A 24,887-nucleotide genomic window follows, 5' to 3' on the forward strand; every position below is an offset into this window, starting at 1 on the left:
CGAAACGCTGTGAAGCCACAGCGTTTGGGGGCAATCCGGTAGGCGCTACGCTTTGCCGGCGTCCCCCGACTCGCTGGAATCGACCGCCTCCGCGGGGTCCTCGATCACCTGATACGTCGGGTCGACCATCGAGATGGGCCGGTTGCCCGTCTGGCGGGCCTTCCCGGTTATCCGCAACAGCTGGCCTGGCTGGATGTCGGCGCCGCCGTGGCCGGGGCGGAAGGTGATGGTGATCTCCCCGCTGTTGTCCCCCACGACGACCTCGCGCAGGGTGCGCCCGCGGTCGTTGACGTCCTCGACCTCGCTGACCCGCCCCTCGACGGTGGCCCGTTGCCCGGAGATCAGGCCGGCCACCAGGATGACCGACCCCGGCCGCTCCGGGTGCTCGTAGGCGTCCACCTTTTCGTCCTCGCCCCTGGAGACCCACGCCTCGAGCTTGTCGATCTCGTCGGCGATCCGTTGCTCGAACGTGTCGGGGTAGGCCTCCCGAATGCGCGATTCCACGTCGTACGGCACGATCGTCGCCGCCGCGTCGGGGATCAGGCTCACCGCGCTGGAGATCTTGTCCGCGGTGCGGTCGTGCAACAGCCGCCCCAGCAGCCGCCCGAACGTCCGGCGCGGCAGCAGCACCGTCACGTTGGTGCGCGCTTGTTCGTCGCGGGCCTTGGCGACGAACAGCTGCGCGGCCCGGATGATCCGCCGGTCCGGGCAGTCGACGACCCGCAGCGGGGTGTCCAGATCGAAGTGGTCCCAACGCTTCCGCAGTATGGCGGCGTGGGCCGGGTCCACCATGAAGTGTACGGCGGTCAACTCGTCGGCACGCAATCCCCTGCCGTAGCGCAACGCTTCGATCACGGCCAGGTCGACGGAGTCGACGAACACGAACACCCGGTGCCGCGCGTACTTCACCAACTCCGGGCGGTCGGTGCGGAACATCTCGAGAATGGCTGCCTCGGCGCGGTATTCGCGGTTGAGCCGCGTCAGTATGAACACCAGCAGCGGGAAGACGATGACCACCAGCCACGCGCCTTCGGTGAACTTCGCCACCGCGAAGATGCCCACCACGATCGTGGACAGGACGGCCGCGGAGAGGTTGATGGCCAGGCGGCGTCGCCATCCCGGTTCGCGGTGCCTCAGATGGTGTTTGGTCATCCCGTAGCCGGCCATCGAGAACCCCGTGAACACGCCGATCGCGTAGAAGGGAACCAGCGCGTTGACCGAGCCGCCCGTCACCACCAACAGCAGCACGGACAGCGCCGTGAGCGTGATGATGCCGTTCGAGAAGACCAGGCGGTGACCGCGTTTGGTGAGTTGGCGCGGCAGGAAGCGGTCCTCGGCGACGAAGCTGGCCAGCGCCGGGAACCCGTTGAAGCTGGTGTTCGCGCCGGTGTACAGGATGGCGGCGGTGGCGGCCTGGACCAGCGTATAGAAGACGTTGCCGAGCAGGCCGTTGCCGAATACGGCGCGACCGATCTGCGACAGCACCGACGGGTACTCGGTGAGATACGGGGTGGCGTGGGTGACGTGCGCCAGATAGGCGACCCCGGCCAGCAACACGCCAAGGATGGTGGCCATGGCCGTGAGCACTCGGCGGGCGTTGCGGCCCTGCGGCTTTCGGAAGTGGTCGACCGTGTTGGAGATGGCCTCCACCCCCGTCAGGGACGAGCCTCCGTTGGCGAAGGCTCGCAGCAACACCAAGATCGTCGCCCCCAGCACCAGCCCGTTGCCCTGGTGGACGGGCACGGTTCCCGCCATGTGCGTGGGATCGTAGACCGGCAGGTTCCCCATGGCCGCGCGGATGACGCCGACCACGATGGTCAGGCCGACCATGCCGATGAAGGCATAGGTGGCCAGCGCGAACGGCAGGCCCGCTTCCTTCAAGCCGCGCAGGTTTGCGTAGCAGATGGCAAGCACCACACCGACCGTGATTTCCAGGCTGTAGGGGCCCAGCGCGGGGACGGCCGACACCACCGCGACCGTCCCGGCCGCCGACTGCACCGCAACGGTGACCACGTAGTCGATCAGCAACGCGGCGGCGGCTATCTGCGCCACCCGGGGCCCGAAATTCTCGCGGGCGACGATGTAGGAGCCGCCCGCCCGGGTGTAGGCCATGACCACCTGCCGATACGAGGCGGCCACCAGCACGAGGATGAGCAGGATGACACCGGTGATCGGAAGCAACAACAGGAAGGCGGCCAACCCCGCGTGCGGCAACAGCTCGATCAGGATCTGCTCGGGACCATAGGCGACCGATGACACGGCGTCCGGTGAAAGAGCGCCAAGCGCAACCGGATTCGACAACTTCTCGGAGGCGATGTCCTCGGTGACCAACGGCTTGCCCAGGAACACCCGCTTGGCGATGTCCCCGACCGAAAGGGGGATCCGTAGCTTGCCGGCCGAAGCGGTCACGACCACCGTCCTTACCGTGAGCGGGCGAAACACCTGCGATGCATTGTGCACGTTCGCCGCCGCCACGGTGGCAGTTGGGCGGCGCCGGTCAGGCGAGTCGCTGCACCGCGGCGGCGATCCGCTCGTCGGTGGCCGTCAACGCGACGCGCACGTGTTGCGCGCCGCGCGGGCCGTAGAAGTGGCCGGGCGCCACCAGGATGCCGCGCCCCGCCAGCCAGTCGACGGTGTCCGCGCATGGCTCGCCGCGCGTGGCCCACAGATACAGGCCGGCTTCGGAGTGGTCGACGGTGAATCCGGCCGCCCGCAGCACCGGCAGCAACGCCGCGCGCCGCCGTTCGTACCGCTCCCGCTGCGCCCGCTCGTGGGCGTCGTCGTCCAGCGCCGCGACCATGGCCGCCTGCACCGGCGTGGGCACCATCATCCCGGCGTGCTTGCGCACCGCCAGCAGCTCGGCCACCAGGTCGGGGTCACCGGCGACGAATCCGGCCCGGTAGCCGGCCAACGACGAACTCTTGGACAGCGAGTGGATCGCCAGCAGCCCGCTGTGGTCGCCGTCGCACACGGACGGATGCAGGATCGACAGCGGTTGGGCGTCCCAGCCCAGGCCCAGGTAACACTCGTCGGAGGCCACCACGCTGCCCCGCTCGCGCGCCCAGCCGACCACTTTGCGCAGGTGGTCGACGCCCAGCACGCGGCCGGTCGGGTTGCTCGGGGAGTTCAGGTAGACCAGTGCAGGCGATTGCGGGCCCAACTGGGTCAGCGAGTCCGCGCGCAGCACCGGCGCTCCGGCCAGCCGGGCCCCGACGTCATAGGTGGGATACGCCAGCTCGGGCACCACGATCACGTCCGCGGGTCCGAGCCCCAGCAGCGTCGGCAACCAGGCGATGAGCTCCTTGCTGCCGATCACCGGCAGGACGGCGGCCTCGCTGACCCCCGTGACGCCGAAGCGGCGGGCCAGCGCGGCGACCGCCGCTTCCCGCAGTCGCGGAGTGCCGGCGGTGGCGGGGTACCCGGACGCGGAGCCGGCGGCGGCGAGCGCCTCTTGGATCACCGGCGCGACGGGGTCGACCGGTGTCCCGACGGACAGGTCGACGATCCCGTCGGGGTGGGAGCCGGCCAGCGCTTTCGCGTCGGCCAGCGTGTCCCACGGGAATTCCGGCAGGGACGCCGACACTCGCCCGCGTGCGGCGCGCGGCCTCACACCGGGCTGATCCAGCACCGGCCGGCTCAGTCGCCCTCGCCCTGCGGCGGCAGGTCTTTGACCGACTGCGGGTCGTTCTCGGTCATGCCGACCTTGGCGGCGCCGCCCGGCGATCCCAGTTCGGTGAAGAAGTCGGCGTTGATCTGGGTGTACTGGCTCCACTGCTCGGGCACGTCGTCTTCGTAGTAGATCGCTTCGACGGGGCAGACCGGCTCGCACGCCCCGCAGTCGACGCACTCGTCGGGATGGATGTACAGCATCCGCGCGCCCTCGTAGATGCAATCGACCGGGCACTCCTCGATACATGCCTTGTCTTTGATGTCGACACAGGGCTCGGCGATCGTGTAGGTCACAGACGTCTCCTCTATGTACTACTTCGGTGTGGGCTGCTCTTCGGCTCGCGCCCGGTGCTGCCGGCCGCTCCAGACAAAGCTTTCGGTTACTGATACTAGACGTTGCACATACACGTCAACCACTTGGCGCGCCCGTTAAACAGACGATTTAAGACCGCCAGTCTCGGAGGCCGCGGGCGGGGTGCGTTTCGCCAAGGGCGAACACCGGCCCCGAGCCGCCGACCTGCGCAAAGTCGCAGTCCAGCGGGGTCGTGCGATAACCATTGAAATGGAAGCACGGTCGTGGCGCCTGGTAACCTCGACCGGAAGACGGCAACCGCTGGGCAGATGTCGTCGCCTTGATAGCGGTGCATTAACGGGGAAGGTGTCCACACATGAGGCTGTCGTTGACCAAATTGACCGTCGCGATCGGTAGCGCCGCGGTGGCGTTGACCGCCGGCGCCGGGATCGCATCCGCGGACCCGACGGACGCGATCATCAACACCACGTGCAACTACGGACAGGTGATCGCGGCGCTCAACGCCACCGATCCGGCGGCCGCCGCGCAGCTGAACAGCTCGCCCGTGGCGCAGTCCTACATCCGCAGCTTCCTGGCCTCGCCGCCGCCGAAGCGCCAGCAGATGGCCCAGCAGATCCAGGCGATGCCGTCGGCGATGAAGTACTACGACGACATCAACCAGGTCGCCGTCACCTGTAACAACTTCTGAGCCCGCGGGTTCAGTAACCGCTGAGCAGGCCGCGCACGCGGCCCAGCGTCTGCGGCCCGACGCGGCTGCAAATCCGGGACGGGTCCGCGGGCCTACGCCCCCAGAGCAGCAGGACCCGCGCCGCGGCATCGGTTTCCAGCGTCGCCGGACCCTCGGGTGTGGTGAGTTCGACGGAGGTGCGGTCGGCTTCTGCGCTGACCACGACGTCGTCGGCGCCGGGGACCCGCAACCGCGCCTCGATACGCTCGCCCGGCGCCAACTGCTTGGCGCCCTTGGCCAGCAGCGGCCTTCCGACCGCCAAGACGCTGTGGGTGGTCATCCAGGGCTCGGCCAGCCGCGCCCGCGCCGCCGCGTCGTCGCCGGTGATGTCCCAGCCGTGCAGCACCAGCTCTTCGCGCATGTGCTCGGCGAACCAGGGCACCTTCATGGTGCGGCCCGTCCACGCGACATCGGTGTCCTGCGGCACGTCGTCGGCGGCCGCCGCAACCCGGTTCAGGGTGGCCATCCGATCGAGGAACGCGTCCCACAAATCGGGGTCGTTCAGGACGCGCAACGGTCCCTCACGCTCCTCGAAGCCCCGCGTGCCGACCGGTTCACCCTCCAGGTGAGCGGCCAGCACCCGGGCGATCTCCTCGGCGTTTCCGGCCTGATGGATGACGACGTCGCGGACCGTCCACGCCTCGCACCAGGTGCCGGCGTCGGGCCTTCGCTGCTGCACCGCGTCCACGAATGGGCGCCACTCCGGGAACCGGTCCTCGTCGATCTGTCGGTTCACGGCGTCGGGGTACCCGCCCGGTCTGGGTGCTAAGCGGCCCGCGGGGCGTAGGTGGTGGTGCGTTGACGGGCCGGGCGCCCGATCCCCTCGGCGATCTCGGTCAGCTCCTCGACCGTCTTGGCCGACCCGTGTTCCGAACCGGCCATCCGCGAGATGGTCTCCTCCATCAGCGTGCCGCCCAGATCGTTGGCGCCACCGTTGAGCATCACCTGGGTGCGCTCGACGCCCAGCTTCACCCAGCTGGTCTGAATCTGGGAGATGCGGCCGTGCAACATGATTCGCGCCAATGCGTGCACAGCGCGGTTGTCGCGATGGGTGGGCCCGGGCCGGGCCGCGCCCGCCAGGTACAACGGCGAGCTCTGGTGCACGAATGGCAGCGGCACGAACTCGGTGAACCCGCCGGTGCGGTCCTGGATCCCGCGCAGCACGTTGAGGTGGGCGACCCAGTGCCGCGGGCTGTCGACGTGCCCGTACATCATCGTCGACGACGACCGCAGGCCCACCTCGTGCGCGGTGGTCACGATGTCGATCCACTCCGAGGTCGGCAGCTTGCCCTTGGTGAGCACCCAGCGCACCTCGTCGTCCAGGATCTCGGCGGCCGTGCCCGGAATGGTGTCCAGCCCGGCCTCGCGCAGGCTGATCAGCCACTCGCGCACGCTGAGCCCGCTCTTGGTGACGCCGTTGGCGATCTCCATGGGCGAGAAGGCATGCACGTGCATCGACGGCACCCGCGCCTTGACGGCGCGGACCAGGTCGGCGTAGCCGGTGACCGGCAACTCCGGGTCGATCCCGCCCTGCATGCACACCTCGGTGGCGCCCTCGACGTGCGCCTCCCACGCGCGGTCCGCCACCTCGTCGGTGGACAGCGAATACGCGTCGGCGTCGCCCTTGCGCTGCGCGAAGGCGCAGAACCGGCAGCCGGTGTAGCAGATGTTGGTGAAGTTGATGTTGCGGTTCACCACGAACGTCACGTCGTCGCCGACCGTGTCGCGGCGTAGCGAATTTGCCAGAGCGGCAACGGCTTCCAGCGCCGGCCCATCGGCGGTAGCCAACGCCAGGTACTCGCTGTCACTGCAGCCGGCCGGATCGCGCTCGGCCGCCCGCAGCGCGGCAAGCACGTCGGTGTCGATCCGCTCGGGGGCGCGTGCGGCCAGTTCGTGCACCTGCGCGCGGATCGATTCCCAGTCGCCGAAGGCGCTGTCCAGATCGCTGCGAGCCTCGGTGGCGCGGCCCTCGGTGTCGATTGCGGCGTTGAGGTCGACCCGCCCCGCGGACGCGACGTCGTCGGGCTCCTGCCAGGGCAGTCCCACGGGATTGACGTCGCGGGCCAGTCCGGTGGCCGGGTCGGCCAGCGCCAGCACGTGCCCGCGCACCCGGGGGTCGATCCACGCCGCCCCCGCCTGGACGTACCTGGGTTGGGCGGTCAGTCGCTGAACCAGTTCGTATCCGGCACGGGCGGTGATGTCGGCGAGGTCGTCCAGCGCGGGCCACGGCCGCTCGGGGTTGACGTGATCGGGCGTGAGCGGCGAGACGCCGCCCCAGTCGTCGACCCCGGCGCCGACCAGGGCCAGGCACTCGTCGGGGGACACCAGGTTGGGCGGGGCCTGGATGCGCATGCCGGGACCGAGCACCAGCCGCGCGACCGCTACCGTCGCCAGGTAGTCGTCGATGCCCGCGTCGGGGGCGCCGGCCATCGCGGTGTGCTCCTTGGCCCGGAAGTTCTGCACGATCACTTCCTGAACGTGCCCGAACTCCTTGTGCGACTTGCGGATCGCGTGCAGAGTCTCGGCCCGTTCGGTCAGGGTCTCGCCGATGCCGACCAGCAGGCCCGTCGTGAACGGGATGGACAACCGGCCCGCGTCGGTCAGCGTGCGCAGCCGGACGGCGGGGTCCTTGTCCGGGCTGCCATAGTGCGCAAGCCCTTTCGTCTCGAACAGCCGCCGCGATGTGGTCTCGAGCATCATGCCCATCGACGGCGCCACCGGCTTGAGCCGAGCCATCTCGGACCAACTCATCACGCCGGGGTTCAGGTGTGGCAGCAGCCCGGTTTCCTCGAGCACCCGGATCGCCATGGCCCGCACATAGGACAGCGTGGAGTCGTAACCGCGTTCGCCGAGCCACTGCGCCGCCTCCGGCCACCGACCCTCGGGGCGGTCACCGAGGGTGAAAAGCGCTTCCTTGCAACCGAGTTCGGCCCCGCGGCGAGCGATGTCGAGGATCTCGTCGGGCTCGAGATACATGCCCGCGCCCTGCGCGCGCAGCTTGCCCGGGACGGTGACGAAGGTGCAGTAGTGGCAGGTGTCGCGGCACAGGTGGGTGACCGGGATGAAAACCTTGCGCGAATAGGTGATCGGGTGTCCGCCGCCGGGGCCGCGCCGGCCGGCCGATGCCAGACCCGCATCGCGCACCCGTGCCGCACTGGCGCACAGATCCGCGAGGTCGTCACCCCGCGCGGTCATCGCGACGGCCGCCTCGTCGACGTTGAGCGCGACGCCGTCTCGGGCGCGGCGCAGCACCCGCCGCAGCGCGGATGCGCTCGTCTTTGGCGGAACCACAGGATTAGGAAGAGCGGTAGGCTCCTCGCCCGGAGTCAGCGGCACCTTCGTGTAACTTCCCCACGATCGAATTTCATCCGCGTGTCCCAACATGTGAAATTTTCTTTCGGACCCGTGCGGGCCCCGTCTGCGCAACAGTCAACAGTAGCGTCAGGCCCACACCGGCAAGCGGGGAGATCCCTGCCCGCGACCGCACGAACGTCAGCCCCCGTGGCCGCGCCGCCACAGCACCCAGAACGGCGGCGCCGCCCCCAACAGGATCAGCAGCAACGCCCCGTAGGCCAGCACGCCGCGGCCACCCAGGATGACGTCGTCGGCCGGGCCGCCCATGCTGATCGCGGCCACGGTGAGCAGCCACGTCCACAGCGGCAGCGCGGCCAGCCGTGACGACGTGGTCCACCGACCGGCGGCCCAGACCAAGGCGGCGTTGACCAATCCAGAGATCAATCCGCTGATGGGGAACGGGATCGACCCGAGGTAGGAAGGCAGCAGCAAGGCCCCGGCCAGTGCGGAGAGGACCCCGTCGACGGCCAGCAGCGTCAGGACAACGAAACGGATCGCGGGGTCTGTCGCGCCGCCGTCTTCGACGGGTACGGCGCGCGGCTTCGTTTCGGTCAGGTCGGAACGCTGTCGATGTTGGAGAGTATCGAGCCGATAACCCACTGCAGGCTGTCGAGCCGGTCCTGCCAATGCTGCTGATTAGGGTCCAGGTCGGGGTCCATGCGAAATCCTTCCGTGGCTGCCTGATTGGCAAGCCTACCGCGTGACGACCGCGCCGAAATCAAGCCCGGCGAGCAGGTCCGTCTCCCAGCCGCGCTCGTCGCGCTCCCCCGCCGTGCCGGCGACCAGCACGTAGTGTTCGTCCGCCATGATCGGCAGCGCCATGTTGTTCGACAGGGCGCAGGCCCGGCCCGTCGGCCCGACGATCACCTGGGTGGCATGCGCGGCCAGCGCGGCCCGCTTCGCCGCCCACGCCGCAACGGCGGGCTCGACGACGGCGTCGATGTCGGCGTCCGCGTACCCGAAGCCGAACTCCTCCTCCGGGGGGATGGTCCACCCGGGCCGCAGATCCTCGGGTTCGAGCGCGCGCATACCCGCCACGAAGGCGTCGGTGGCGAGCACCGACCAGTAGAACTTCGGCACGGTCCACGGCTCGCCGGGGAAGTCGTCGGAGCCCGCGGCGGCGACGGCGCGCGTCGTGACGGTGTGAGTGTGGACGTGATCGGGGTGGCCGTAACCGCCGCCCGGGTCGTAGGTCACCACCACGTGCGGCCGGTATTCGCGAATGATGGCGACCAGCGCGCCGACGGCCTCCCGTTCGTCGGCGTCGATGAACCGCTGGCGCCGCCGGCCGGGCGTGCCCCGCATGCCCGAGTCGCGCCAGCGTCCGGCGCCGCCCAGGTAGTGCGGTTCGCCGACGCCCAGCTCACGCAGCGCGGCGGTGAGCTCGCCGATCCGGAAGCCGCCCAACTGATCCGCGCGATCGACGGCCAACTCGGCCCACCGCTCGCCGATGACCTCGCCCTCCTCGCCGAGCGTGCAGGTGACGACGCGCACGTCCGCCCCGCGGGCGGTGTAGTGGGCGATGGTGGCGCCGTTGCTGAGGCTCTCGTCATCGGGATGCGCGTGGACGAACAGCAGCCGTGGAGTCTCAGGCATGGACGCACCCTACCCGTCCCCGGCCGGCGGTAGCGGTCTCGTCGCAGCCGATAGGAACGCGTGCGGCTACTATCGAGGGATGCCGCAGCTCACCAAGACCGCCCCGGCCGGCGGCAGGAGCCGCCGACGGGGCGAGGTCCTCGAACGCGCGCTGTACGAGGCCACTCTGGCCGAGCTGGCCGAAGTCGGGTACGGGGGGTTGACGATGGAGGGCATCGCGGCGCGCGCCCACACCGGAAAGGCCGCCCTGTACCGGCGCTGGACCACCAAGTGCGAGCTGGTGCACGCCGCCCTGGTCCATACGTTGCCGCCGTTGCCCGAGGCGCGGGCCGGCCGGTCGGCCCGGGACAACCTGCTGACGGTCTTCACCGCGCACCGCGACGTCTGCGCCGGCAAGACCGCGTTCCCCGGCATGGCCACCGTCAACCAGCTGCTGCACGAGCCCGAGATGCGGGCCATCTTCGCCGACGCGGTGGTGGCTCCCCGCCTGCAGATCATCGAATCGATCCTGCAGGCCGCCGTCGCGGAGGGCGACCTCGATCCGGAGATGACCACCCCGCTCACCGCGCGCATCGGCCCGGCTCTGATCAACCAGCACTTCCTGCTGACCGGATCGCCGCCCAACCGCAGGGAGCTGGCGCTGATCGTCGATACCGTGATCCCGCCGCGGACCAGACGGGACTGAACGGGCCGATCAGGGCCCGGTCTTGATCCATTGGCCGGCGTCGCCGACGATGCCGACCGGCACCGCTCCCGTCAGGCTGACGTTCTGCACGCTCGGGCCGGCGGCGACGATCGTGGTGTCCTGCAGGATCGGCAACACCGTGGACATGTTCCACAACCGCGGCTCGACCGCGGTGATCACGTCGTTGATGTTCTTGGTGCCGTTGAGCGCGGCGTCGATGTTCGACTGGACGCTGCGGTCGCAGATTCCGGTGAGGTTCGACGGCGCCTGCACCAGGGCGTTGGGGTCCGGCGGCCGGCTGGGCGCGGACGAGGTCGGCGTGGTGGAGGAGGCGCTTGACCCGGTCGACGGCGGCGCGCTCGACGAGGGCGGATTCGTGGTCGGCCCCGTGGATGTCGGCACCTGCGTCGCCTGCAGCGCCGGGCAGCCGTACCGCGAGGCCAGCCGCGTCGCCAGGTTCCCGCCGGCCTGATGCCAGCCGACGATCGCGTCCACCTGGTTGTTGTTCAGCGCGTCGCGATACAGCGTGACCGGGTCCAGCGCCAGCACGCTGGCGGCGATGCCCACGTTGCGCAACTGGTCGGCGGCGGTGTTGGCCACCGCGACGGAGGTCGGGTCGTTGGCCGCCACGCCGATGACCAGCGACAGCTGTTGGCCGTCCTTGCTGATCCGGCCGCGGATGACCTCGGGCGGCCCGGTGTTCGCCGGCGTCGGGGCCGGTGACCCCGCTGAAGCCGAAGCGTTGCCCTCGACCTTGTAGCCGGCCCCCTCCAGCAGCGCCAGCGCCGCCGGCGTCGTCATCGCGGGCGGCGCGGTCGGCTCGTAGCCGGGATCGCTGGGCGCGCGGATCTGGGCCTGGTCCAGCGTGACGGTGTTGTCGCTGCCCGCGCCCACCGCCGCGAGCAGGTCGACGTCGAGCAGCCCGAGGATCGCCTTGCGCACCTGGGCGTCGGACAGCTTGGGCTCGGTGGCGCGCAGCGTCAGCTGCATGACGCGCGGCGTCACGATCCGGGCGGTGCGCACGTCGGGGATGGCGGACAGCTGCGCGAAGGCCGCCGATCCGCCGTGCACCTGGGCCACCTGGGTGTCGCCGTTGCGCACCGAATCGGCCAGCGCGGCCGGCGCCCCGGCGCGCCGGAACAGGATGACGGCGGGCTTGGCCGGTGATCCCCAATAGCGGTCGTTGCGGGCCACCAGGATCTCGTCGCGCTGCGGATCGATGCTCTCCACGCGGAACTGGCCGCCGGTCACCGGGAGCGCCCGGGCCAGCCCGGCCGCGAACCCGCCCGGCACGTCCTTGACGATGTGCGCCGGAAGGATGTTGCTGAACAGCTCTTTCCATGATGGATACGGCTGGGCGAAGGTGACCACCGCCTGCTTGCCGCCCTCCAGCGACTGCACGCCGGTGATGAGGTCGTAGCCGGCGGGGTCGACGACGCCGGGCTGGCTGACCATCTGCCGCCACAGGTACCAGAAGTCATCGGCGGCGATCGGGGCGTTGTCGGTCCACTGCGCCTCCGGCCGGATCTTGTAGGTCACCGTGAACGGGTTCTGGTTGGTGACTTCGGCGGACTCCAGCAGCGTCGGGTCCATCTCCCAGCGCGAGCCGGTGGGCGTCGCGGGGTCTGGCACGGGCCGGAACGCGCTCGGCAGCACCAGCGCGCTGATCGCCGCGTTCACCGGCGACAGGTCGGACAGCAGGTGCGGGTTGAAGCCGGCGCCGATCGAGTCGATGCCCATGATGATCTGGGTGGGCCGCGGCGGGGGCGGTGGCGAGTTGTGGGGCGTGTCGGTGCTCTGCGGCGCCGGCGGGGGGTTGACCGTGCACGCCGCCAGCGCCAATCCGGTCAGCGAGAGGAGCACGCCGACCGTCACGAAGAAACGGCGGACTCGTCTCGGCATGCCGATCAGGGTAACGAGCAGCTGCCCGGCAGCCCGCCCAAGCACGCGCGATTAACCCCGGGCCTTGGCCCGCGCCCGGCTGCGGGCCCGGGTCGTGGCGTCCAGTTCGACCTTGCGGACCCGGACGATCTCCGGAGTCACCTCGACGCATTCGTCCTGCGCGCAGAACTCCATGGCCTGCTCCAGGTCGAGCTCGAGCGGCTTGGCCAGGGTCTCGATCACGTCCGCGGTCGACGAGCGCATGTTGGTGAGCTTCTTCTCCCTGGTGACGTTGATGTCGAGATCCTCTGCGCGCGGGTTGATTCCGACGACCATGCCCTCGTAGGTGTCCTGGCCCGGCTCGACGAAGAACTGCCCGCGGTCGGCGAGCTGGATCATCGCGAACGGCGTGATGACTCCGGACCGATCGGACACCAGCGAGCCGGTGTGGCGGGCCCGGATCTCCCCCGCCCACGGCCGGTAGCCGTCGAACACCGCGTTGGCGATGCCGGTGCCGCGGGTGATGGTGAGGAAGTCGGTGCGGAAGCCGATCAGGCCGCGGCTGGGCACGACGAAGTCCATCCGGACCCAGCCGGCCGCGTGGTTGGCCATCTCCTCCATGCGGCCCTTGCGGGCGGCCATCAACTGGGTGATGGCGCCGACGAATTCCTCGGGGCAGTCGATCGTCATCGCCTCGAACGGCTCGTGCAGCTTGCCGTCGATCGTCTTCGTCACCACCTGCGGCTTGCCCACGGTCAGCTCGAAGCCTTCCCGTCGCATTTGTTCGACCAGCACGGCCAGGGCCAGCTCGCCGCGCCCCTGCACCTCCCAGGCGTCCGGCCGGCCGATGTCCACCACCCGGATCGACACGTTGCCGACCAGCTCGGTGTCCAGGCGGTTGCGGACCATCCGCGCGGTCAGCTTGTGGCCCGACACCTTGCCCGCCAGGGGCGAGGTATTGGTGCCGATGGTCACCGAGATCGCCGGTTCGTCGACGGTGATGCGCGGCAGCGCGTGGGCGTGATCGGGATCGGCCAGGGTGTCCCCGATCATGATCTCGGGCAGCCCGGCGACCGCGACGATGTCACCGGCGATCGCCTCGTCGGTGGGGCTGCGCTCGACGCCCTCGGTGGCGAGCAGCTCGGTGATCTTGGCGCTGGTGATCACGGGCAGGCCGTCGACCTCCCGCATCCAGGCGACCTGCTGGCCCTTGCGCAGCTTGCCGTTGTAGATGCGGATGAGGGCGAGCCGGCCGAGGAAGGCGGACGCGTCGAGGTTGGTGACCAGCGCCTGCAGCGGCGCCTCGGGGTCCCCCGACGGCGGCGGGATGTGCTCCATCAGGACGTCGAACAGCGGGTCCAGGTTGTCGCCGGCGGGCACCTCGCCGTCGGCCGGCTGGGTGGTGCTTGCGATGCCCGCGCGGCCGGAGGCGTAGAGCGTGGGCAGGCCCAGCGCGTGCTCGGCGGCCTTGGCGGCTTCGTCGTCCAGGTCGGACGCGACGTCCAGCAGCAGGTCGTGGCTGGCGTCGACGACCTCGGCGATGCGGGCGTCGGGCCGGTCGGTCTTGTTGACGACGAGGATCACCGGGAGGTGCGCCGCCAGCGCCTTGCGCAGCACGAACCGCGTCTGCGGCAGCGGCCCCTCCGACGCGTCGACCAGCAGCAGGACACCGTCGACCATGGACAGGCCGCGCTCCACCTCACCACCGAAGTCGGCGTGCCCGGGGGTGTCGATCACGTTGATGACCGTGACGGTCCCGTCCGGGTTGCGGCGGTGCACCGCGGTGTTCTTGGCCAGGATGGTGATGCCCTTTTCCTTCTCCAGGTCACCGCTGTCCATGATGCGTTCCTGGGTGTCGTCGCCGCGGTGGGTCAGGGCGCCCGACTGCCGCAGCATCGCGTCCACCAGGGTCGTTTTGCCGTGGTCGACGTGGGCGACGATGGCGACGTTACGGAATGGCACGTCGGTGATTGTGGCAGCGCGAGGCGGTCAAAGGCGAACTGGCAGGTGCGCCCCGCCGGTCGCCCGGTGTGCGTCCAGGGCGGCCCGGCACGGCGTGTCGCCGGCCTGGACGCACACGGAAAGCCCAGGACGCACACGCATTGCTGGGTGCCCGAACACCTACCAGCCCCGCCGGCGCGGGGCCGTGCCGACCAATTCGCCCTTGGTCACCTCGTCGCGGCTGCGGTAGACGATGTAGGGCCGGAACAGGTAGGCGATCGGCGCGCTGAAGATGTGCACCAGCCGGGTGAACGGCAACAGCGTGAACAGCACCATGCCGATCAGGGCGTGCAGCTGGTAGTCCAGCGGGGCGTTGATCATCACCTCACCGTGCGGCTGGAACAGCCAGATCCGGCGGAACCACATGCCGACCGTGTAGCGGTAGTGGAACTCGCCGCCGTGCGGGCCGGTGCCGATCAGGTCGCAGTACAGGCCCACCACGATGGCCAGCACCAGCACCACGTACATCACCTTGTCGCTGCGGGTGGTGGCCATGGTCACCGCGGGCCGGGTGAACCGCCGGTAGATCAACAGCCCGATTCCGGCCAACGTGGCGAAGCCGGCCAATGACCCGGCGATCACGGCCTGCAGGTGGTAGGCATGGTCGCTCATCTTCAGCATCTGCGTCACCCGCGGCGGGATGAACAGGCCCATCACGTGTCCGGCGAAGACCGCCAGGATGCCGAAGTGGAACATCGGGCTGGCCACCCGCAACAACTTCGACTCGTAGATCTGCGAGGAGCGCGAGGTCCAGCCGAACTTGTCGTAGCGGTACCGCCACCAGGTGCCGACGATCAAGACCGACAACGTGACGTAGGGCGAGATGTCCCAGAACAGTACGCTGTCAAACACCTGGCGCTCCTTCGCGTCGGGGCGGCACCGTCAAGTTAAAGGGTTGCAGCCCAACGGCTTCCGCGGGCGGACCGGCTTTCGCCAGGCGCTCAGCGCGGCGCACGTCGGAGTCGGTCGCGGCCGGCAGCGTCGCGCACACCGCCGCCACGGTCGGCTCGTACGGCGACTCCGCGCCGGCGAGGGCGCCCCGCAACACGTCGATCGGAACGCGGTGCTCGGTCAGCAGCCGCCGCCCCGCCGCGGGGTCGACGGTGGCGGCGAATTCGAGCACGACCGGAAGGTGGTCGGGCGCCTCGGCGCGCGGCGGCCGCACGCCCGCTTCCCGGTAGGCGGTGGCGAACTCGACCATCTCGCGGCCACGGTTGCGGGTGTCCCCGGCGGTCCAGTACGTCAAGTACATCGTGCAGTGGCGCCGCATGTCGAAGGTCGCCACGTAATCCATCGCGGCGGCCATCGGCTCGCGGGCCCGCAGCGCGGCGAGCGTCTGCCCGAGCAGCGCCGCCGCGGGCCCGGTGATGTGGCCGAGCAACTCGTCGACGGTGTCCAGGCGCCCCGGCAGGTCGTCGTCCGGGTAGGCCAGCAGCAGCGACGCCGCCTGCCAGACGAGTCGGTCCTGCAGGATGTCGGCGCGCCCGCGGCGCCCGGCCAGCAGCCTCATTGCTGCCGCCCGTCGGGAAACATGCCTGCGGGCGCCTGGCGCCCGTCCCAGTTCAGCAGGTTCACCCGCGGCCGCCCGTTGGCGGCCGCCTCCCCGCGGGGGTGCTTGAGCGCATGGAACGTCTCCACGGCGACGGGCACCGGCTCACCCGACTCGTACATCCCCGGGCCCCCGTCACCGGTCAGCGAGCAGCCCATCTGCTCGAGGTCGCGGGCCTGCGGGCTGAACGCCGTCGGAATGACATACCGGTCTTCGTATTTCGCGATGGCCAGCAGCCGGTACATCTCGTAGATCTGTTTCTCGGTCATGCCGACCGAATGCGGTATGTGCGGCTGGGTTTCGCGGCCGAGGTTGATGTCGCGCATGTAGGAACGCATCGCCGCCAGCCGCCGCAGCACGCCCTCCACCACGGCGGTGTCCCCGGCGGTGAACAGCTCGGCCAGGTACTGCATCGGAATGCGCAGCGCGTCCAGCGCACCGAACAGGTTGCCCAGCTCCTCACCGTCGTGGCCGTCACGGCTGACCGCGTCGACCACCGGGGACAGCGGCGGGATGTACCAAACCATCGGCATGGTGCGGTATTCGGGGTGCAGCGGCAGGGCCACCCGGTAGTCGTTGATCAGCGCGTAGACCGGCGAGCGCTGGGCGGCCTCGATCCACTCGTCCGAGATGCCCTCGGCGCGTGCGGCCGCGATCACCTCGGGGTCGTTCGGGTCCAACAGGATTCGGCGCTGCGCCTCGTATAGGTCGGTCTCGTTCTCCACCGACGCCGCCTGAAGCACCCGGTCGACGTCGTAGAGCACCAGGCCCAGATACCGCAGCCGCCCCACGCACGTCTCCGAGCAGATGGTGGGCAACCCGACCTCCATCCGCGGATAGCACAGGGTGCACTTCTCGGCCTTGCCGGTCTTGTGGTTGAAATAGACCTTCTTGTAAGGACATCCGGAGACGCACATCCGCCAGCCGCGGCAGCGGTCCTGGTCGACCAGCACGATGCCGTCTTCGCTGCGCTTGTACATCGCGCCCGACGGGCACGACGCCACGCAGGAGGGGTTGAGACAGTGCTCGCAGATCCGGGGCAGGTAGAACATGAAGGTCTCTTCGAGCGCGAGCTTGACGTCCTCGCTGACCTTCTTCAGGATCGGGTCGCCGGCCAGGATCTCCGGCGAGCCACCCAGGTTGTCGTCCCAGTTCGGCCCCCAGGAGATCTTCATCGGTTCGCCGCTGATCTGGCTCTTCGGTGCGGCCGTGGGGAACGTGTCGCCCGCGGGTGCGGTGGTCAGGTTCTCGTAGTCGTAGGTCCATGGCTCGTAGTAGTCGTCGATGACCGGCAGCCTGGGGTTGGCGAAGATGCGCAACAGCTTCTGGATGCGGCCGCCGTCACGCAACCGCAGCCGCCCCTTCTTGTCGCGTATCCAGCCGCCCCGCCACCGCTCCTGATCCTCGTAGGTGCGCGGATAGCCCTGTCCCGGACGGGTTTCGACGTTGTTGAACCACACGTATTCGGTGCCGGACCGGTTGGTCCATGCCTGCTTGCAGGTGACCGAGCAGGTGTGGCAGCCGATGCACTTGTCGAGGTTCATCACCATCGCCAGTTGCGCCATTACTTTCATTGTCTCGCTCCGCAAGCTTCGCTCGGACGTTTCATGTCAGTACGTCACCTCCTGGCTGCGGCGACGTACCACGGTGACCTCGTCACGCTGGTTGCCGGTCGGCCCCATGTAGTTGAAGGCGAACGCGTGCTGGCCGTAGCCCCCGGCGAGGTGGCTGGGCTTGATGCGGACGCGGGTCAGCGCGTTGTGGTTGCCACCGCGCTTGTTGTTGGTTTCGGTGCGGGGCGTGTCGACCGTGCGCTCCTGCACGTGGTAGACGAACACCACGCCGTCGGGCATGCGGTGGCTGACGATGGCGCGGCAGACGTAGATGCCGTTGGCGTTGACCGCTTCGACCCAATCATTGTCCCGCACTTCAAGTTTGGCCGCGTCGCCGGGGCTCATCCACATCGTCGGTCCGCCGCGGGACAACGAGAGCATGTACAGGTTGTCCTGGTAGGTGGAGTGGAAGGACCACTTCGAGTGCGGGGTCAAATACCGCACGGTGAGCCCGATCCCGTCCGGGGTGGGGCCGAGCTCGGGCTGGCCGAACAGCCGCGTCATGTCGAGCGGCGGGCGGAACACCGGCAGGTGCTCGCCGAGTTCCTCGACCCAGTCGTGGGCCAGGTAGAAATGCATTCGGCCGGTCAGCGTGTGGAACGGCTTGAGGTTTTCGATGTTGATGGTGAACGGCGCGTAGCGGCGCCCGCCGGTTTCGCTGCCCGACCATTCCGGGCTGGTGATCACCGGCACCGGACGCGCCTGCGTGTCGGCGTAGCAGATGCGGCGCTCCTCACTGCCCTCGGCCAGATGCGCGAGCCGCTGACCCGTCCGCTTTTCCAGCTCGCGGAAGCCCTCGACGGCGAGCCGGCCATTGGTCGTGCCGGACAACAGCAGCAGCACGTCGGCCATCCGCGCCGCGGTGGTGATGGCCGGGCGGCCCGCTCCCGCACCGGAATTCATCACGCCGAACTTGGCGGACAACTCCTCGACCTCCCGGAACGGATGCACCGTGATGCCCTTGGTGGTCACCCCGAAGGTCTCGACGAGCGGTCCCAGGGTCTGCCACTTGTCGTAGACGGCGCCGTAATCGCGTTCCACCACGGTGAGCCGGGCCATGCTGCGTCCGGGCACCGGCGTCGCGCCGGTGTGCAACCAGTCCTCCTCCGTGCCGTCGGGATAGGCCATCGCGTCGGGGGTGTCGTGCTGCAGCGCGGTGAGGACCACGTCGCCCCGGGTGCCCAGGTGCCGCTTGGCCAGCGCGCTGAAGGCGCGCGCGATCGCGCCGAAAGCGTCGAAGTCCGAACGGGTTTCCCACGGCGGATCGGTCGCCGCGCTGAACGCGTGCACGTAGGGGTGCATGTCCGTGCTGGAGATGTCGGCCTTTTCGTACCACGTCGCCGCGGGCAGCACGACGTCCGAGACCAGCGTCGTCGAGGTCATCCGGAAGTCGATCGACATCATCAGGTCGAGCTTGCCCTCGGGGATGTCCCCCTCGCACACCACGTCGACGGGCGATATCCCGTCGGCCGGCGGCTCGGCCTGCACGTTGGAATCGGTGCCCAGCAGGTGACGCAGGAAGTATTCGCCGCCCTTGCCCGACGATCCGATCAGGTTGGCCCGCCACACCGTAAGCACCCGGGGCCAGTTGACCGGGTTGTCGGGATCGGTGACGGACAGCTTGAGTTTGCGGTCGCGGAGCTGCTCGGCGACGTAGTCGGCGACGTCGCGACCGGCGGCGCGCGCCTCGTCGGCGACGTCCAGGCTGGAGCGGTCGAACTGCGGATAGAACGGGCTCCAGCCCATCGCCGTCGCGGAGGCCAGCAGGTCCATCGTGTGCTTGCCCGCGAACCGGCCGCGGCCAAGCGGGCTGGCCAACTTGTCGGCCGCGTAACCGTCGTAGCGCCACTGGTCGGTATGCGCGTACCAATAGGAGGCTCCCGGCACCTGCCGCGGCGGACGCACCCAGTCCGTGGCCATCGCCATGGTCTGAAAACCGGTGAGCGGACGCACCTTTTCCTGTCCGACGTAATGGGCCCAGCCCCCGCCGTTGCGCCCCATCGAGCCGGTGAGCATCAGCAGCGCGAGCACCGCCCGGTAGATGGCGTCACCGTGAAACCACTGACAGATCCCGCTGCCCATGATGATCATCGACCGGCCGCCGGATTCCTCTGCGCTGCGGGCGAATTCCTTGGCGACGCGGATGGCCTGCGCGGCCGAGACACCGGTGATTCCCTCCTGCCAGGCGGGGGTGTTCTGCTGGGTCGGGTCGTCGTAACCGGTGGGCCAGTCGCCGGGCAATCCCGGTCGGGCCACCCCGTACTGGGCCAGCATCAGGTCGAAAACGGTGCACACCAGGTGCTTGCCGACGCGGCGCACCGGGACGCCGCGCGCCACCGTGGCGCCTTCACCGTTGAGCGTGTCGAAGCTGGCCAGGTGCACCAGCGCGGTGTCGCCGTGCGCGTTTCGCACGCTGAGCGCCGGCATCAGGCCGCCGAGGTCGAGGTTCCACTTGCCGACACCGTCCTCGCCGTAGCGGAATCCCAGCGAGCCGTGGGGCACCACCACCGAATCGGTGGCCTCGTCCAGCACCGCCGGTTTGAGCGCCGCGTTCTCGACGCCCCTGCCCAGGTCCGCCGCCGTGAGGTTCTTTCCCGGCACCAGCATGTCGCCGCGGGATTCCAGCTTGATCAGGAACGGCAGATCGGTGTAGCGGCGCGCGAAGTCGGTGAAGAACGGAACCTCTTTCCGCACATAACATTCCGTCAGAATGACGTGGCCCATCGCCATCGCCAGCGCCCCGTCGGTGCCGGCGGCGCACGGCATCCACTCGTCGGCGAACTTGGTGTTGTCGGCGTAGTCGGGGCTGACGGTCACCACCTTGGTGCCGCGGTAGCGCGCCTCGGCCATCCAGTGCGCGTCGGGGGTCCGGGTGATCGGGACGTTGGAGCCCCACATCATCAAATACGCTGCGTCCCACCAGTCGCCGGACTCGGGCACGTCGGTCTGATCGCCGAACACCTGCGGCGACGCGACCGGAAGGTCGGCGTACCAGTCATAAAACGACGTCATGGGGGCGCCGATCAGCTCGAAGAACCGCGACCCGGCCGCGTAGGACACCATCGACATCGCCGGGATGGGCGAAAATCCCGCGACGCGGTCGGGCCCGTAGGTCTTGATGGTGTGCACGTGGGCGGCGGCGATCAACTCGGTGGCCTCGGCCCAGGTGACCCGGACCAGTCCCCCTTTGCCACGGGCGCGCTGATAGCGGCGACGGCGCTCGGGGTCGGCCTGAATGTCGGCCCAGGCCAATACCGGATCGCCCAGTCGCGCCTTGGCTTCCCGGTACATCTCGACCAGCACGCCCCGCGCGTAGGGGTAGCGCACCCGGGTGGGCGAGTAGCTGTACCAGGAGAACGACGCGCCGCGGGGACACCCGCGCGGCTCGTATTCCGGCCGGTCCGGGCCCACCGAGGGATAGTCGGTCTGCTGGGTCTCCCAGGTGATGATCCCGTCCTTGACGTAGATCTTCCAGGAGCAGGAACCGGTGCAGTTGACCCCGTGGGTGGAGCGCACCACCTTGTCGTGGCTCCACCTGTCGCGGTAGAACACGTCGGCCTCGCGGCCGCCCTTGCGCGTCACGGTGCGCAGGTCGGCCGAGAATTCACCGGGGGTGAAGAACCGCCCGCTGCGCTCCAGCAACTCCTCGAGCGCTCCACCGACGTGTGGTGTGACAGTCAACAGGTATCCCTTCCACTCCGTAGCGCCGCGCGTGCCGGGCCGGCCGGCGTTTCGGCCCGGGTGCGTCGTACCGGGCATCGGCCCATCGATTCATCGGCCGGCACGAACCATGGCCGACGGCCTTTGGCCTGGGGAACGATCGCGCACCGGCGCGGGGCGCGGAGAACGCGCCCAACACCTCCGCGACGGGCGGCCCGATATCGAAATCGATTGGTCAACATGGGTTTTAGCGACTTAGAGACATCCGGCCGGGACCCTGTCACCGCGCCGTACAGACGTGGGATCGCTTCCGGTACACGCTTCCAGGTCAAGTAGTTCTTACAAGTACACGTTGGGTTTATATCTCAAGTTCACCCTCGCGACCTTCTACGAGGCTGGGCGTCGGCTGCGGAACAGCTGTGGGCTTGTTATGAGGCCGCTGCGGACAGCGCCCGCACCAGGTCAGCGACCCAGCCGCGGTCGGCGGGCACCCAGTCGACATCGGGCAGCTCGTCCGCGGTCACCCAGCGCACCGCCCCATGGTCACGCGCATGCGGCTCTCCGCTGAGCAATCCCACGCGGTACGCCCGCAGGGTCATGCCCTCCAGCGCGATGTCGTCGCCCAGCCGGCCCCCCACCTCGACGTCGCCGACCTCGAGGCCCAGCTCCTCGGCCAGCTCGCGGGCCAGCGCATCCCGCTCCGTTTCACCCGGTGCGACCTTACCGCCGGGCAGTTCCCAGCGGCCGGCCAGCTCGGGCGGCCGGAGGCGTTGCGCCACCAGCACCGTGGCGCGGCGGATGACCGCGCCCGCGACGACGATCTGGGTCGGCATGGCCAGACGGTATACGGTCGAAATATGGCTGTGTTAACGGATGAGCAGGTGGACGCCGCACTGCCCGATCTCAACGGATGGGAGCGCGCCGACGGTGCGCTGCGCCGGTCGATCAAGTTTCCGAGCTTTCTCGCCGGCATCGACGCGGTGCGCCGGGTGGGCGAGCACGCGGAGAGCAAGGATCATCACCCGGATATCGATATTCGTTGGCGAACGGTGACTTTCGCCCTGGTGACGCATTCCGAGGGCGGCATCACCGAGAAGGACGTCGCCATGGCGCACGACATCGACGGGATCGTCGGCGGCTAGTCCTTGGACTCGGCGCCGGCCATCTCGCCGGTGCGGCGCGCGCCGGTGGCGGCGATCCAGACCAAGGTCGCCACGGCCGCCACGATGTAGACGAGGCCGGCCCAGGCCAGGTACCAGGGCCGGCTGATCTGCCAGATGGTCGGCTGCGCGAAGCTCAGCAGCCACGGCACGCCGACGATGGTGAGCGCCAGCCAGCCCCAGCCCACGATCCGCGCGCCGGGGCGCTCGCGGGGTGGCCCGTGAATCGCCCAGATCATCAGCGGCACCAGCCACACCCAGTGGTGGGTCCAGGAGATCGGCGACAGCAGCAGCCCGAACAGCTCGACCACCAGTAACTTGCCCAGCCGGTCGGCCGGGTCCAGCGCCCGCCAGGCCAGCACGGCCGCCACCGCGGTCGCGCCGATGGCGATCAACACCGGCGGGCCGAAGCCGGCGTCGTGACCCAGGATCCGGGAGATGCCGCCGCGCCAGGACTGGTTGAAGGAGGTGGCGACGGGCCCCACTCGTTGCGCATCGCCCAGCAGCTTCGTGAAGTAGTAGGCGGTCTGATCGCCGACCACAATCGCCGACACGCCGACGGTGGCGAGGAAGACCACGGCGGAGAAGGCCGCCGCGGCCCACCGCCGCACCCCGACCAGGTAGACGCCCGAGATCGCGGGCGTCAGCTTGATGCCGGCCGCCACGCCGACCAGCAGCCCCGACAGCCACCACCGCGTCGTCAACACCGCCCACAGCACCAAGAGCATCAGCAACACGTTGACCTGCCCGTAGTCGAAGGTGCTGCGCAGCGGCTCGATCCAGATGGTGATCGCCGTCCACGCCATGGCCAGGCGGCGACCGTCGGCGCCGGGCGCCACGCCGATCAGGCGCTGGCTGATCCGGATCGCGCCGTACAACGCGGCCATGGTCGCGATCTGCCACGCGAGGGCGACCAGGCCGAACGGCAACAGGCTCAGCGGGTAGAACACGACCGCGGCGAAGGGCGGATAGGTGAACGGCAGCGGGAAGTCCGGCGTCTGGTCGGCGTAGACGTAGCTGTACAGCGTGCCGGGGTGGTCGATGGCCGCGGCCCCGCCGAGGTAGACGTGCAGGTCGACGAAGTTGGCGCCGTGCGGCGCCAGGTAGGTCCAGGCGAGCCGCGCGGTGACGCTGGCGAGCAGCAGGGCCGGTGCGGCCGCCCGCAGCAGACTCGCGAACCGCCGGCGATCCGATGCCGCCGGGGCGGCCGAGGTGGTGTCGATGAGCCGACTTTAGCGATCGCGGCGGCCCGAGCGGACGCCGTCGCGCCCAACGGCCTGGTCGGCGGGCGTTCGGTCACCGCCGTCACTCGTATCAATAACGATCAAATAAATGCCACACGTGTCACTTGAGTCCCACCAGTATCAACGTAACTTCGGCGCTGGACCCCGTAATCCACAACCAGGGAGAGTCATGCCAACCATCTGGACTTACTTGCGTGCAGCCGCCGTCGTAGTCGGTTCGTCCGCAGCCCTACTCACGGGCGGTATCGCCCACGCCGACCCCGTGCCGGCTCCGCCGATCCCGAACATTCCGCAGCAGCTGATCAGTTCGGCGGCCAACGCGCCCCAAATCCTGCAGAACCTCGCCACCGCGCTCGGCGCGACCCCGCCGGCCGCGCCGGCCGCCCCGGGCATCACCTTCCCGGGTGTCCCGTCGGCCGCCGCGCCGTCACCGGCGACCAACGCGGCGATCCCGTCGATCCCCGGACTGGCGCAGGCACCGACGCCTTCCGCCCCGTCGGCGGCGCAGGGCCTGCAGGGGCTGATCCCCGGCCTGACGCAGCCGGCACCCGCGGCGCCCGCCGCCCCGGCCACGTCGTCCATTCCCGGACTGCCGGCCATCCCGGGGCTGTCGACGCCGGCCGCCCCCGCCACCCCGCCGACCCCGCAGATTCCGCAGGCGAAGGTCGACATGCCGGCGTTCCTGCCCAACATGCCGGTCAACCTGCCCGCGCAGATGACCCTGCCGCAGGACCTGCCGGCGCTCGCCGGCGCTCCCGCGGCGCCGGCCGCGCCGGCGGCGCCGGCCGCGCCGGCCACCGGGGCCAACCCGGTTGCCCCGCTGCTCGCCGGGCTGCCCTGAGTAATTAGCCAGACAGCAACGCCAACCCCCTACTGACCGGAGGACACACCGTGGCGACCACTTGGAATCTGTCCAAAGGATTGGCCGCTGTCGTGACGGCATCGGCTGCCGCGTTCGGGTTCTGCCCGAGCGCGGCAGCCGACCCGGCGACACCGCAACCGAATTCGACCCAAGAACTCCCGGGCCTGCCCGCGCTGTCGCAGCTGAGCCCGATCATTCAGCAGGCCGCCACCAACCCCGGGCAGGCCACCCAGCTGCTCATGGCCGCGGCGCAGGCCTTCAGCCACAACCAAAGCGCGCCCGGCGAGTCCCGCAACGTGGCCCAGTCGGTGAACCAGTTCCTGGCGATGCCGGGCGCGCCGGCCGAGCCCGGCGCGGCGCTGCCCGACGGCGCACCGGTGCCACACGTGCCCGCCGCGGGCGTCGAACCGGGCGCGCAGTCGCACCTGCCGACCGGCATCGATCCCGCGCACGCGGCGGGTCCCGGGCCGGCCGCGGCCCCACCGGCGGGCGTGGAGGCCGGTGGTGCGGCCACCGGGCCGGGGCCGGCCGCGTGGGCCGGGTCGATCCCGGCCGGCAGGTGCGCCTGGGGAC

At 69.7% G+C, this 24,887-nt stretch carries 19 protein-coding genes and 1 pseudogene; 5 read left to right on the plus strand and 15 right to left on the minus strand.

Annotation, left to right across the window (positions count from 1 at the left end):
• Positions 1 to 45: 45 nt before the first annotated feature.
• The 3 genes from A5691_RS16695 to fdxA form a co-directional block, all read right to left on the minus strand.
• Positions 46 to 2,409 (minus strand): APC family permease, encoded by a 2,364-nt coding sequence (locus A5691_RS16695; RefSeq protein ID WP_068016590.1) that lies wholly within the window; start codon positions 2,407 to 2,409, stop codon positions 46 to 48.
• An 88-nt stretch (positions 2,410 to 2,497) separates the two neighbouring features.
• Entirely contained in the window at positions 2,498 to 3,583 is a 1,086-nt protein-coding gene (gene dapC / locus A5691_RS16700) for a succinyldiaminopimelate transaminase (RefSeq protein ID WP_067755771.1), read from the minus strand.
• 53 nt (positions 3,584 to 3,636) lie between these two features.
• Positions 3,637 to 3,963 (minus strand): ferredoxin, encoded by a 327-nt coding sequence (gene fdxA, locus A5691_RS16705; RefSeq protein WP_067755774.1) that lies wholly within the window; start codon positions 3,961 to 3,963, stop codon positions 3,637 to 3,639.
• Positions 3,964 to 4,337: 374 nt separating this feature from the next.
• On the opposite strand from fdxA, the gene A5691_RS16710 reads away from it, so the two are divergent.
• On the plus strand, positions 4,338 to 4,670 hold the full coding sequence (locus tag A5691_RS16710; protein ID WP_067755777.1) for a hemophore-related protein: 333 nt from the start codon (positions 4,338 to 4,340) through the stop codon (positions 4,668 to 4,670).
• 10 nt (positions 4,671 to 4,680) lie between these two features.
• Here A5691_RS16710 and A5691_RS16715 read toward each other — a convergent pair whose 3' ends face one another.
• The 4 genes from A5691_RS16715 to mshB form a co-directional block, all read right to left on the minus strand.
• The gene (locus A5691_RS16715; protein ID WP_068016576.1) at positions 4,681 to 5,445 is read right to left on the minus strand and encodes a maleylpyruvate isomerase N-terminal domain-containing protein; all 765 of its coding nucleotides are present in this window, start codon (positions 5,443 to 5,445) and stop codon (positions 4,681 to 4,683) included.
• 29 nt (positions 5,446 to 5,474) lie between these two features.
• Entirely contained in the window at positions 5,475 to 8,093 is a 2,619-nt protein-coding gene (locus A5691_RS16720; protein ID WP_082950368.1) for a bifunctional FO biosynthesis protein CofGH, read from the minus strand.
• Positions 8,094 to 8,201: 108 nt separating this feature from the next.
• Complete coding sequence (locus tag A5691_RS16725) at positions 8,202 to 8,663, minus strand: hypothetical protein (protein ID WP_067755788.1); 462 nt, start codon at positions 8,661 to 8,663, stop codon at positions 8,202 to 8,204.
• Between the two features lie 93 nt (positions 8,664 to 8,756).
• A complete protein-coding gene (mshB, locus tag A5691_RS16730) occupies positions 8,757 to 9,659 on the minus strand; it encodes an N-acetyl-1-D-myo-inositol-2-amino-2-deoxy-alpha-D-glucopyranoside deacetylase (RefSeq protein WP_067780057.1) in 903 nt (300 codons plus the stop codon).
• A 79-nt stretch (positions 9,660 to 9,738) separates the two neighbouring features.
• On the opposite strand from mshB, the gene A5691_RS16735 reads away from it, so the two are divergent.
• Positions 9,739 to 10,344, plus strand: a complete 606-nt coding sequence (locus A5691_RS16735) for a TetR/AcrR family transcriptional regulator (protein ID WP_067755794.1) — start codon at positions 9,739 to 9,741, stop codon at positions 10,342 to 10,344.
• Positions 10,345 to 10,353: 9 nt separating this feature from the next.
• Here the strand turns inward: A5691_RS16735 and A5691_RS16740 are convergent, their stop codons facing one another.
• The 7 genes from A5691_RS16740 to A5691_RS16770 form a co-directional block, all read right to left on the minus strand.
• The gene (locus A5691_RS16740; protein WP_197694400.1) at positions 10,354 to 12,252 is read right to left on the minus strand and encodes an ABC transporter family substrate-binding protein; all 1,899 of its coding nucleotides are present in this window, start codon (positions 12,250 to 12,252) and stop codon (positions 10,354 to 10,356) included.
• A gap of 45 nt (positions 12,253 to 12,297) precedes the next feature.
• Positions 12,298 to 14,187 carry a translational GTPase TypA gene (typA, locus tag A5691_RS16745; protein WP_067755801.1) on the minus strand — a complete coding sequence of 630 codons (1,890 nt, stop codon included), beginning with the start codon at positions 14,185 to 14,187 and terminating at the stop codon, positions 12,298 to 12,300.
• A 159-nt stretch (positions 14,188 to 14,346) separates the two neighbouring features.
• Entirely contained in the window at positions 14,347 to 15,078 is a 732-nt protein-coding gene (gene narI / locus A5691_RS16750) for a respiratory nitrate reductase subunit gamma (RefSeq protein ID WP_067755804.1), read from the minus strand.
• Positions 15,071 to 15,736, minus strand: a complete 666-nt coding sequence (gene narJ, locus A5691_RS16755) for a nitrate reductase molybdenum cofactor assembly chaperone (RefSeq protein ID WP_067782510.1) — start codon at positions 15,734 to 15,736, stop codon at positions 15,071 to 15,073. The genes narI and narJ overlap by 8 nt, the downstream gene beginning before the upstream one ends.
• Positions 15,733 to 17,349 (minus strand): nitrate reductase subunit beta, encoded by a 1,617-nt coding sequence (gene narH / locus A5691_RS16760; RefSeq protein ID WP_068016586.1) that lies wholly within the window; start codon positions 17,347 to 17,349, stop codon positions 15,733 to 15,735. Before narH ends, narJ begins: the two co-directional genes overlap by 4 nt.
• A gap of 36 nt (positions 17,350 to 17,385) precedes the next feature.
• On the minus strand, positions 17,386 to 21,069 hold the full coding sequence (locus A5691_RS16765; protein ID WP_067755970.1) for a nitrate reductase subunit alpha: 3,684 nt from the start codon (positions 21,067 to 21,069) through the stop codon (positions 17,386 to 17,388).
• A gap of 407 nt (positions 21,070 to 21,476) precedes the next feature.
• Positions 21,477 to 21,881, minus strand: coding sequence for a (deoxy)nucleoside triphosphate pyrophosphohydrolase (locus A5691_RS16770; RefSeq protein ID WP_067755813.1), 405 nt, complete (start codon positions 21,879 to 21,881; stop codon positions 21,477 to 21,479).
• A gap of 24 nt (positions 21,882 to 21,905) precedes the next feature.
• Here A5691_RS16770 and A5691_RS16775 point away from each other — a divergent pair, with 24 nt between their 5' ends.
• Positions 21,906 to 22,190 (plus strand): 4a-hydroxytetrahydrobiopterin dehydratase, encoded by a 285-nt coding sequence (locus A5691_RS16775; RefSeq protein ID WP_067755816.1) that lies wholly within the window; start codon positions 21,906 to 21,908, stop codon positions 22,188 to 22,190.
• Here A5691_RS16775 and A5691_RS16780 read toward each other — a convergent pair.
• Positions 22,187 to 23,431, minus strand: a complete 1,245-nt coding sequence (locus A5691_RS16780; protein ID WP_067755820.1) for a mannosyltransferase — start codon at positions 23,429 to 23,431, stop codon at positions 22,187 to 22,189. The two genes, A5691_RS16775 and A5691_RS16780, sit on opposite strands and share 4 nt — an antisense overlap.
• 190 nt (positions 23,432 to 23,621) lie before the next feature.
• On the opposite strand from A5691_RS16780, the gene A5691_RS16785 reads away from it, so the two are divergent.
• Together A5691_RS16785 and A5691_RS16790 are read left to right on the plus strand one after the other, a co-directional pair.
• Positions 23,622 to 24,293 (plus strand): hypothetical protein, encoded by a 672-nt coding sequence (locus tag A5691_RS16785; protein WP_067755823.1) that lies wholly within the window; start codon positions 23,622 to 23,624, stop codon positions 24,291 to 24,293.
• A gap of 92 nt (positions 24,294 to 24,385) precedes the next feature.
• Positions 24,386 to 24,887, plus strand: a pseudogene (locus A5691_RS16790) (hypothetical protein); the annotation flags it as partial.

It is taken from the genome of Mycobacterium sp. E183, assembly GCF_001667735.1.
Lineage (GTDB): Bacteria > Actinomycetota > Actinomycetes > Mycobacteriales > Mycobacteriaceae > Mycobacterium.

Coding starts and splice junctions, on each gene's coding strand:
- A5691_RS16710 (WP_067755777.1), top strand. CDS start 4,338: ATGAGGCTGTCGTTGACCAAATTGACCGTCGCGATCGGTAGCGCCGCG.
- mshB (WP_067780057.1), bottom strand. CDS start 9,659: ATGCCTGAGACTCCACGGCTGCTGTTCGTCCACGCGCATCCCGATGAC.
- A5691_RS16770 (WP_067755813.1), bottom strand. CDS start 21,881: ATGCCGACCCAGATCGTCGTCGCGGGCGCGGTCATCCGCCGCGCCACG.
- A5691_RS16735 (WP_067755794.1), top strand. CDS start 9,739: ATGCCGCAGCTCACCAAGACCGCCCCGGCCGGCGGCAGGAGCCGCCGA.
- A5691_RS16720 (WP_082950368.1), bottom strand. CDS start 8,093: ATGTTGGGACACGCGGATGAAATTCGATCGTGGGGAAGTTACACGAAG.
- A5691_RS16785 (WP_067755823.1), top strand. CDS start 23,622: ATGCCAACCATCTGGACTTACTTGCGTGCAGCCGCCGTCGTAGTCGGT.
- narH (WP_068016586.1), bottom strand. CDS start 17,349: ATGAAAGTAATGGCGCAACTGGCGATGGTGATGAACCTCGACAAGTGC.
- A5691_RS16775 (WP_067755816.1), top strand. CDS start 21,906: ATGGCTGTGTTAACGGATGAGCAGGTGGACGCCGCACTGCCCGATCTC.
- narJ (WP_067782510.1), bottom strand. CDS start 15,736: ATGAGGCTGCTGGCCGGGCGCCGCGGGCGCGCCGACATCCTGCAGGAC.